This is a genomic window from Neobacillus sp. D3-1R (genome assembly GCF_052180215.1).
Classification (GTDB): domain Bacteria; phylum Bacillota; class Bacilli; order Bacillales; family Cytobacillaceae; genus Pseudoneobacillus.
This window is the reverse complement of record NZ_CP197471.1, coordinates 1861114-1871528: the sequence shown is the minus strand read 5'-3', so window position 1 is coordinate 1871528 and position 10415 is coordinate 1861114. Positions and strand designations below refer to the sequence as shown.

General features: G+C 39.0%; 7 protein-coding genes, 2 rRNA genes and 1 other annotated feature. Of the genes, 4 read left to right on the top strand and 5 right to left on the bottom strand.

Going from position 1 to position 10415, the window contains the following annotated elements:
• Window positions 1-70: 70 nt before the first annotated feature.
• Window positions 71-295 (bottom strand) — a binding site (T-box leader).
• Between the two features lie 65 nt (window positions 296-360).
• Window positions 361-1116 (bottom strand): 2-phosphosulfolactate phosphatase, encoded by a 756-nt coding sequence (locus tag ACSBPO_RS09485; RefSeq protein WP_442599809.1) that lies wholly within the window; start codon window positions 1114-1116, stop codon window positions 361-363.
• A gap of 163 nt (window positions 1117-1279) precedes the next feature.
• On the opposite strand from ACSBPO_RS09485, the gene ACSBPO_RS09480 reads away from it, so the two are divergent.
• Entirely contained in the window at window positions 1280-2158 is an 879-nt protein-coding gene (locus ACSBPO_RS09480) for a GNAT family N-acetyltransferase (RefSeq protein WP_442599808.1), read from the top strand.
• A 162-nt stretch (window positions 2159-2320) separates the two neighbouring features.
• Window positions 2321-3019, top strand: coding sequence for a hypothetical protein (locus tag ACSBPO_RS09475; RefSeq protein ID WP_442599807.1), 699 nt, complete (start codon window positions 2321-2323; stop codon window positions 3017-3019).
• Between the two features lie 156 nt (window positions 3020-3175).
• Here the strand turns inward: ACSBPO_RS09475 and ACSBPO_RS09470 are convergent, their stop codons facing one another.
• Together ACSBPO_RS09470 and ACSBPO_RS09465 are read right to left on the bottom strand one after the other, a co-directional pair.
• On the bottom strand, window positions 3176-3955 hold the full coding sequence (locus ACSBPO_RS09470) for a class I SAM-dependent methyltransferase (RefSeq protein ID WP_442599806.1): 780 nt from the start codon (window positions 3953-3955) through the stop codon (window positions 3176-3178).
• 98 nt (window positions 3956-4053) lie between these two features.
• Entirely contained in the window at window positions 4054-4458 is a 405-nt protein-coding gene (locus ACSBPO_RS09465) for a GNAT family N-acetyltransferase (protein WP_442599805.1), read from the bottom strand.
• A gap of 40 nt (window positions 4459-4498) precedes the next feature.
• On the opposite strand from ACSBPO_RS09465, the gene istA reads away from it, so the two are divergent.
• Together istA and istB are read left to right on the top strand one after the other, a co-directional pair.
• Window positions 4499-5782, top strand: coding sequence for an IS21 family transposase (gene istA / locus ACSBPO_RS09460; RefSeq protein WP_442594257.1), 1284 nt, complete (start codon window positions 4499-4501; stop codon window positions 5780-5782).
• Entirely contained in the window at window positions 5782-6540 is a 759-nt protein-coding gene (gene istB, locus ACSBPO_RS09455) for an IS21-like element helper ATPase IstB (protein WP_442594255.1), read from the top strand. The genes istA and istB overlap by 1 nt, the downstream gene beginning before the upstream one ends.
• 579 nt (window positions 6541-7119) lie before the next feature.
• On the opposite strand, the gene rrf is transcribed toward istB, so the two are convergent.
• Window positions 7120-7235 (bottom strand): 5S ribosomal RNA (gene rrf / locus ACSBPO_RS09450).
• A gap of 91 nt (window positions 7236-7326) precedes the next feature.
• Window positions 7327-10263: ribosomal RNA gene (locus tag ACSBPO_RS09445) — 23S ribosomal RNA — on the bottom strand.
• Between the last annotated feature and the right edge of the window lie 152 nt (window positions 10264-10415).

Here is a 10415-nt window from a genome sequence, read left to right as displayed (position 1 = left end):
TTAGTTACAAAAAGCAACAAAGTTTCAGAAAAGAGCCTTAAAAAAAATAAAAAACGCACCCATCCCTATCGTAAGGGACGAGCGCGCTTAACCCGTGGTTCCACCCAATTTCCCAAAAGTTTAAAAACTAATGGCTTTGGTGCTGTAACGTAGCATGGACGGTATTGGATACTTCAGTTTTCCCCAATACAGCTTAAAGGTGGTAAGATACTTTCCTGCGTTAGGAAGATTTCAGCTAATTCTTCCCTCTCTGGAAACCGTAAAAAGTAACTCATATCCTTATCAGTGCTTTTCAATTAAGATTTTTTATAGATTACCATATCTTACAAATTATAGCAATAACTCATTTTTAATTTTTTCTTAGAGATTACTTTTTACAAAATGATCATTTTTTAGTATAGGAACAGTTTGGTAATGATTTAACTGTAAGCTATGTTTTACATCCGCACTAAATCCCCGCTCACGCAGCTCCCTTCCACTTCCACATTCCCATAGCAATTCTGCTATTTTTTCTTTTGAATGTAAAAATGCTCCTAAACAAACTTCTGCTTCAGGAGAAAAATGCCCAACCAAGTATGAAAGAATCGCCCCGACTCCTAAATAGTCTTCTATTGCTGGGCGAAGACTATCTTCGTTTTCCTGAACCTCATTCCATTGCTCACCGCAAGGAACAATGGTTATGTTGGCATTCGTTTCTTTACTCAGGCTATTTGCAACTCTCGCAACAGATGATGCATTGATTATCGATCCAACTAATAATGCTGGAACTTTTGAAGCCATCCATGTACAAAAAGCACCATTAAAAGAAGACAAGACATAACTCTTGTTTGAATGTTCTTTATGAAAAGAAACCGGAGAAAGAGTAGCTTTTCCTATTTTAGCTGCCTCTGCTCTACCTAAAATATACTCTGCACCTATCTTTTCTGCATATTCCTTGCCATCTAGATGAGGAGGATAAGGATATATAATGGCTTCATATTCCAAAGCTGTAATCACCGTTGTTGAAAAACTTAATACATCTACGATAATGACAATATCTCCTCTATCTGCTGCCTCTCTTGCCCCACGTCTTCCCCATTCAACTCGAACTGAATATGGAGATTGATCAAAATACATCTAATCACCCTTTTTCTTTAAGATCCTATGACCTAAATTATACGATCTAAAAAAAGAAAGTATAGACTTATAATTTGAAATATTATAAAATTAGAGTTGAGTTCTGTCCAAAAAACACTCTCTTTGTGGGAGTGTTTTTATTTTTATCTAAAGGAGTACCCACGTGGAAGAAATTACAGTCGTAAAAGCATATCAACATAATGAAAAGCTTAGAAAAAGCTTTAATGAACTAGCAACTAGTATTTTTGGAATAGAGTTTGAAGATTGGTATCAGCATGGGTATTGGAGCAGCAAATACATCCCTTACTCTGTTATCATTCATGATCAAGTCATCGCTAATGTTTCAGTCAATCTATTAGAACTTGTCGTTCATAACAATAAATGGAGTGCTGTACAAATAGGGACCGTTATGACTCACCCTGACTTTCGTGGTAAAGGTTTCTCCCAACTTCTCATGAATACAGTATTAGCTGATTACAAAGATGTTGATTTGATTTATCTCTTTGCCAATTCATCCGTTTTAGATTTTTATCCAAAATTCGGATTCAAGCCCCACAATGAAGTTTCATACACCTTAGATTATTTCAATAATGCGGATTACCCAATTGAATTTACGAAACTGAATGGTAGAAAAAAAGAAGACCTAGATATTATTTATCAACATGCAAAGCGTCGTTTGCCCGTTTCAAGTCTATTTGGAACTGCAAATACAGCAGAATTATTACTCTATTATTGTCTAAATGTATTTTATGAAAATATATATTTTCTAAAAGAAGAAAATACCATTGTGATTTGTAAAACAGAAGATAATCACCTTCATGTATATGATGTGATTTGTGATACTCAAAAGGATATCCTAAAACTCCTACATGTATTTACTACTAAAGAGACGAAAGAAATTGTGTTTCATTTTACTCCTGATGACCAAACGATAGCTTTCAAACAGTCAGTATATGAGGATAATCATGTCTTATTCATTAAAAACAATTCTAACGTCTCTCTTCCAAATCACTTTAAACATCCATTAACATCTCAAGCATAATAGAAAATCGCCCCTCATGAAGAGAGTTGGGCGATTTTTTTATAGGATGTCACTTTCGAAAAAAGGAAGAGAAATGAATGGAAAAATAAATATAAATAGTAACCTATTGCAATCTGTTTTTTTACCACTAATAATGGAACACTATATTCAGAGGTGTTCATTTTGATAAAAAAAGTACTTATTTTTAGTGTACTGATTACGTTGTTTTTTCCTAGCTTTAAGGAAATTTACGCAAAGGACCGTGTCGTAGTATCAAGTATTTCTTCTGATGAATGGTATGATCATATCTATCTGTTAGCAGATAAATCCGAGGATATGACCTATACCAATTTTTCCGTACAAGTAGGTCTTGGTGGGGAATTACTTTATAAGTTCCCAAAATGGTACAATTCAAGGTATTCGCCTAAATTATTCAACCATGACTTAAATGGTGATAAGTTAAAAGATATTGTAGTCGTTTTAACTACTGGTGGTGGTACTTCTATATCTATAAAAGACATTCATATTTTAAATCAAATACACGATCCTTATCGAAGATTTCATGAGGTACCCATTGAACCTATAAACAAAATCATCAAACGATGGGTAAGAATGGAGAAAGTAGGAAACAACGCATCTATCTTGATCGGTAAAAAGAAATATACGATAGATGTCACAAAGTTAGGCTATAACCCTAAAAATATGGAAACTCCTTGGGCAAACCAATTAGAAGATTACGTAGTTAAAGATGGAAAACTTATTGGTTCAACTGTTGTATTTATTTCTCCCTCTGGAAGTGTCGGAAGTTTAGAAGTAGAATATTATTGGAATGGGAAGGCTTATACGGCCAAGTCAGTTACCTTCTTTCCTGTTCAATCCTAGTAAAAAATAAAGAACTTGGAATGCATTCAAGTTCTTTATTATATATGTTAAACTTTTATATATGTTTTCACTAAACTATTGCTCAATCTAAATAATGAGTGAAAGTTAGGCTACTGCAGAAAGTGGATGGATTTATTAATCGCATCTTTTGAGCTACTATTTTACAGCCTTCCAGATCGTCCATCTATCTTTTTCAATAATGGAATCAAGAGCTGAATGACCTACCTGTTCTTTAATATACTGAACAAGATCATTAAGTTGTGGATCACTTAATTCATGAAGAATAGATCGACCAGTTCTTTTTAAGAGATCTTTTTCTAAATCGTCCATGTTCGTATAAGATTTACGAATTTCCCATAATTTATATTCATTCTGTTCGCTGAATCCAACATTTGACATCTCTTGGAATACCTTTTCAGTGGAATATCTTCTAGAAATCTCTTTGTCAATTAGATTGGGAAACTTAGAAAAAAAGTAACCTCTAATATGTGTTGCACTGCCTTCTAATAAACAATCTTCAGGCGTCCGATCTTGTATAAGTAAAATCCCACCAGGTTTTAACACTCTATGAGCTTCTTTAAAACAAGTATTGATATCGTTTATGTGATGGACAACGGCTCTTATTAAAACAATATCAAATTGTTGATCAGCCAAGCCTGTGTTTAAAGCATTACCTAAATGAAAAGAGATATTTTCATATTCATTGCAGTTCTCTTTTGCAGCTGATAATATTTGCTCCGAAAAATCCAAAGCCCAAACCTCTGATGCACCCATTTTGACAAAGGCTTTAGAATATATCCCACCTCCACAACCTATATCTAGTACCTTTTTTCCTTCAGCATCGCAAATTTCTTTTATCCTATTCACCCAAGTGTTATCTGCTTCTCTTGTAGAATACGTAAAACGGTTCTCTTGATTTTGAAAATCAATGGTCATAATAATTCCCCCTTTTTCCAATTCTTACAAGAAAAATCATAACTCGATTTTTAATATAATAAAATATTATAGTTTTTATAATAATCAATAAGAAATTCTTATGAAGTTTTCTTTTCAAAAGAACTTAAAGCTAAACATTCATTTACTATCATTTCTTCAGTTTTGATAAACCCATTTTTTTCATAAAACTTAATAGCGGGCCTATTTTTTGCTCCTGTTGTTACAATCAAGGAGGTTATCCCTTTAAATTGGCATTCTACAAAATTTAATAATAATTGAGCTATCCCTTTTCTAAAATGATCAGGATGGACAATTAATCGATGTATATCCAAAACATTTTCATTCATTTTAAAAGAGATGACCCCACACAGCTCTTCCTCCAAAAAATATCCGAAGAAGGTTTCTTCACATTGCTGAAGGGATTCAATTGTATCCTTCAAAGGAGGTATATCTAGAAATGCTAATTTAAATATGTACATTCTTGCTTGAATAAAAATGTACAAAATCGATTGCTCATTTCATACTAATCTTGGGGGGATTAGTATGTATATAACGCTAAATGTTGAAACTAATTTTGAGATTAAGAGTCTTTCAGACTTGCCAAAATTTAAACAACTAATGGAGCATTTAAAAATGAAAATTAATAAAAGTAAATTAGCAGAAGAATTAGGTGTGGATCGAAGAACGATTGATAAGTATCTGGGGGGATTTGTCCCGAAACGCAAACGAGAAAAGCCTTCTAAAATTGATGAATACTATGAAGTTATTGCAGCCCTTCTTAGCGAAGATTCAAAGCAGGTTTTTTATTATCGGCGAGTGCTTTGGCAATATCTTAAGGATAACCACGGTTTAAATTGTTCTGATTCTGCATTCCGTGCCTATATTGCACGAACACCAGAATTTAAAGCCTATTTTGAGGATGAGAAGCGTATTTCTTCCCCTACGGGGACGGTTCGTTTTGAAACACCTCCAGGCAAACAAGCTCAACTAGATTGGAAGGAAAGTATTCAGTTTGAAACAAAAGATGGGGAAAAAGTAGAAGTCAATGTTGCGGTGTTACTTCTATCGTATTCTAGATTCCGTGCTTTCTATTTAAGTATCTCTAAGTCTCAAAGTGTACTGCTCTCTTTTTTAACGGAGGCATTTGAAGCATTTGGAGGCGTACCCACTGAAATTGTAACGGATAATATGAAAACCGTAATGGACGAGGCAAGAACAGAATTTTCTGGCGGGAAAGTAAATTCAAAGTTTGAGCAGTTTGCGAAGGATTTTGGTTTTAAAGTAAAACCTTGTATTGCAGGCCGCCCAAGGACCAAAGGAAAAGTAGAATCAACGATGAAGTTATTAGATGAAATTCATGCTTACCAAGGGCAATTAACTTTAGAAGAGCTACATCAGTTTATACAAGATTTATGTAATCGAATTAATCACGAGTTGCATCAAGGAACAGGTAAAATACCGGTTTTTGAATTTAAAAAAGAAAGGAATCACTTACTCCAGCTACCAACTGAAAAAGTAAGAGATTCCTATCGCATCAAACATACACAAGTAAAAGTCAATGCGTCTAACATGATTTCCTACAAATCCAATCAATATTCGGTACCAGCCGAATACCGAGGAAAAAAAGTAGGCTTACAAGTGTACGATGAACAACTATGGATTTATTATAACACGAAACTCATCGCTCAACACTCAATCAGTAACGCAAAACTCAATTATCAGGAAGAACATTATAGAGAAAGTCTACTTGTTTCAGCCCCGTATTATCCTGAGATTGATGAATTAGCCAAACAAAATCTAGCAGCGATTGGAAAGGTGTATAAATAATGAATCCCGGTACAAATTATCAACATTTACTAAATAATTTAGAGTATTTAAAACTCAAACAAATGATGGTGCATCTAAATCAAGTTATAGATTTCAGCGTACAAAACCAATTATCATTTGTGGACACCCTTATTAAATTAACAAATTACGAAATTGATGTGCGTGAACAAAATATGATTCATTCTATGGTGAAGGTTGGAGCTTTTCCACATTTAAAAGAAGTGAAGGATTTTGACTTTGATTTTCAACCGTCCATCAATCAACAGCAAATTTTCGATTTTTTAACGTTACGATTTATTGAGAAAAATGAAAATATCGTCTTTTTAGGACCGAGTGGTGTTGGTAAAACCCACTTGGCCACATCAATTGGGATTCACGCAGCTAAGAAGAGAACAAGTACGTATTTTATCAAGTGCCATGATTTGATACAGAATCTGAAAAGAGCGAGGTTGGAAAATCACTTAGAAAATCGATTGAAACACTATGCAAAATATAAGCTTTTGATTATTGACGAAATTGGATATTTACCGATTGATCAAGAGGATGCGAAAATGTTTTTTCAACTTATTGATATGCGTTATGAAAAGCGCAGTACGATATTTACAACGAATATAAACTTTAAAGCATGGGATGAAGTCTTCCAGGAGCCAAAGCTAGCTAATGCGATATTAGATCGAATTTTACACCATGCGACTGTGGTGACAATGGTAGGCAATTCATATCGTTTAAAAGATCATTTAGCTAAAGAAAACGAGTAATTTTGTACATCCTTATACAAGCGAAATTGTACATATTTGTGTTGACATTTATAGTATATCATAAAAATTAATGATCTCTGCCTCTACTCTATAAGATGGGATTTGAACATTTAGTACTTCTTTTGCACTTATCGGATTGGATATATCTATTTTTCTAATCAAGCTTAAACCCTCATTTACTACTATTTACTAATAGCTTATCAAATGAAAAACAATTTTTCTATAACACCTTTCTATTGTTCTTTTACCCTATTAAATATTGTTTATTTTAAAAATATAATGATACACTTAACTAAATGGAAAAAATAAGTAAAAAGAGGACAGTTTTCTTCAAATAGCATTAACCAATTATACTATGTATGCAGAAGGAGATATCCAATGTCAAATAATGTATTTACGCCGATCTTAATTGCCTTTTTGTCAGCTATCGTCTGCTGGTTAGCCTTTTTTATTAAGAAAAGAAGGAATAATTAAATTTACATAAAAACCTTATGGTTATAGACTAGTTACATATACACATGTGGGAGTTAACATGTAAAAACAACAAAAAAGCAACCCTATTTAGGATTGCTTTTTGTTGCCTGGCGACGTCCTACTCTCACAGGAGGAATCCTCCAACTACCATCGGCGCTGAGAAGCTTAACTTCCGTGTTCGGTATGGGAACGGGTGTGACCTTCTCGCCATCGCCACCAGACTATATTTTCTTGAGGTTTTTGTTCCCTCAAAACTAGATAATGTATTAGAAGAAGTAAAAACGAGTTGCCTAATTTGGATATCCAAATATTTTGGTTAAGTCCTCGAACGATTAGTATCAGTCAGCTCCACACGTCACCGCGCTTCCACCTCTGACCTATCAACCTGATCATCTTTCAGGGTTCTTACTAGCTTACGCTATGGGAAATCTCATCTTGAGGGGGGCTTCATGCTTAGATGCTTTCAGCACTTATCCCGTCCGCACATAGCTACCCAGCGATGCCTTTGGCAAGACAACTGGTACACCAGCGGTGCGTCCATCCCGGTCCTCTCGTACTAAGGACAGCTCCTCTCAAATTTCCTACGCCCACGACGGATAGGGACCGAACTGTCTCACGACGTTCTGAACCCAGCTCGCGTACCGCTTTAATGGGCGAACAGCCCAACCCTTGGGACCGACTACAGCCCCAGGATGCGATGAGCCGACATCGAGGTGCCAAACCTCCCCGTCGATGTGGACTCTTGGGGGAGATAAGCCTGTTATCCCCGGGGTAGCTTTTATCCGTTGAGCGATGGCCCTTCCATGCGGAACCACCGGATCACTAAGCCCGACTTTCGTCCCTGCTCGACTTGTAGGTCTCGCAGTCAAGCTCCCTTGTGCCTTTACACTCTACGAATGATTTCCAACCATTCTGAGGGAACCTTTGGGCGCCTCCGTTACTCTTTAGGAGGCGACCGCCCCAGTCAAACTGCCCACCTGACACTGTCTCCCACCCCGATAGAGGGGTGCGGGTTAGAATTTCAATACAGCCAGGGTAGTATCCCACCGACGCCTCCACCGAAGCTGGCGCTCCGGCTTCTCAGGCTCCTACCTATCCTGTACAAGCTGTACCAAAATTCAATATCAGGCTACAGTAAAGCTCCACGGGGTCTTTCCGTCCTGTCGCGGGTAACCTGCATCTTCACAGGTACTATAATTTCACCGAGTCTCTCGTTGAGACAGTGCCCAGATCGTTACGCCTTTCGTGCGGGTCGGAACTTACCCGACAAGGAATTTCGCTACCTTAGGACCGTTATAGTTACGGCCGCCGTTTACTGGGGCTTCGATTCAGAGCTTCGCTTGCGCTAACCCCTCCTCTTAACCTTCCAGCACCGGGCAGGCGTCAGCCCCTATACTTCGCCTTACGGCTTCGCAGAGACCTGTGTTTTTGCTAAACAGTCGCCTGGGCCTATTCACTGCGGCTTTTCGAGGCTATTCACCCCAAAAAGCACCCCTTCTCCCGAAGTTACGGGGTCATTTTGCCGAGTTCCTTAACGAGAGTTCTCTCGCACACCTTAGGATTCTCTCCTCGCCTACCTGTGTCGGTTTGCGGTACGGGCACCTTTTATCTCGCTAGAGGCTTTTCTTGGCAGCGTGGAATCAGGAACTTCGGTACTATATTTCCCTCGCTATCACAGCTCAGCCTTAACGGTAACGGGATTTGCCTCGTTACCAGCCTAACTGCTTAGACGCACATATCCAACAGTGCGCTTACCCTATCCTTCTGCGTCCCCCCATTGCTCAAACGATAAAGAGGTGGTACAGGAATATCAACCTGTTATCCATCGCCTACGCCTTTCGGCCTCGGCTTAGGTCCCGACTAACCCTGAGCGGACGAGCCTTCCTCAGGAAACCTTAGGCATACGGTGGATGGGATTCTCACCCATCTTTCGCTACTCATACCGGCATTCTCACTTCTAAGCGCTCCACCAGTCCTTACGGTCTAGCTTCAACGCCCTTAGAACGCTCTCCTACCACTGACACCATACGGTGTCAATCCACAGCTTCGGTGTTACGTTTAGCCCCGGTACATTTTCGGCGCAGAGTCACTCGACCAGTGAGCTATTACGCACTCTTTAAATGGTGGCTGCTTCTAAGCCAACATCCTGGTTGTCTAAGCAACTCCACATCCTTTTCCACTTAACGTAAACTTTGGGACCTTAGCTGGTGGTCTGGGCTGTTTCCCTTTTGACTACGGATCTTATCACTCGCAGTCTGACTCCCACGGATAAGTCTTTGGCATTCGGAGTTTGTCTGAATTCGGTAACCCGATGAGGGCCCCTAGTCCAAACAGTGCTCTACCTCCAAGACTCTTACTACGTGAGGCTAGCCCTAAAGCTATTTCGGAGAGAACCAGCTATCTCCAAGTTCGATTGGAATTTCTCCGCTACCCACACCTCATCCCCGCACTTTTCAACGTGCGTGGGTTCGGGCCTCCATCCAGTGTTACCTGGACTTCACCCTGGACATGGGTAGATCACCTGGTTTCGGGTCTACGACCACATACTCATTCGCCCTATTCAGACTCGCTTTCGCTGCGGCTCCGTCTCTTCAACTTAACCTTGCATGTAATCGTAACTCGCCGGTTCATTCTACAAAAGGCACGCTATCACCCATTAACGGGCTCTAACTACTTGTAGGCACACGGTTTCAGGATCTTTTTCACTCCCCTTCCGGGGTGCTTTTCACCTTTCCCTCACGGTACTGGTTCACTATCGGTCACTAGGGAGTATTTAGCCTTGGGAGATGGTCCTCCCTGCTTCCGACCGGATTTCTCGTGTCCGGCCGTACTCAGGATCCACTCAGGAGGGAACGAAGTTTCGACTACAGGGTTTTTACCTTCTCTGACCGATCTTTCCAGATCTGTTCATCTACCCCGTTCCTTTGTAACTCCATGTTGAGTGTCCTACAACCCCAAGAGGCAAGCCTCTTGGTTTGGGCTATGTCCCGTTTCGCTCGCCGCTACTCAGGGAATCGCGTTTGCTTTCTCTTCCTCCGGGTACTTAGATGTTTCAGTTCCCCGGGTATGCCATCAGTACCCTATGTATTCAGGTAAAGATACTACTCCATTACGAGCAGTGGGTTCCCCCATTCGGAAATCTCCGGATCAAAGCTTACTTACAGCTCCCCGGAGCATATCGGCGTTAGTCCCGTCCTTCATCGGCTCCTAGTGCCAAGGCATCCACCGTGCGCCCTTATTAACTTAACCTAAAGGTTAATTCTCTTACTAAAAAATAAGAGAGAAAAACTAAAATGGCGATTTTACTCGGTTTTTACTTGGTTTCTTCTATACGATTATCTAGTTTTCAAGGAACAAGGCTACGAATTTCAATCACATCGTGATGATCTTCCTAGCTTAAC

Coding starts and splice junctions, on each gene's coding strand:
- ACSBPO_RS09470 (WP_442599806.1), bottom strand. CDS start 3,955: ATGACCATTGATTTTCAAAATCAAGAGAACCGTTTTACGTATTCTACA.
- istB (WP_442594255.1), top strand. CDS start 5,782: ATGAATCCCGGTACAAATTATCAACATTTACTAAATAATTTAGAGTAT.
- istA (WP_442594257.1), top strand. CDS start 4,499: ATGTATATAACGCTAAATGTTGAAACTAATTTTGAGATTAAGAGTCTT.
- ACSBPO_RS09485 (WP_442599809.1), bottom strand. CDS start 1,116: ATGTATTTTGATCAATCTCCATATTCAGTTCGAGTTGAATGGGGAAGA.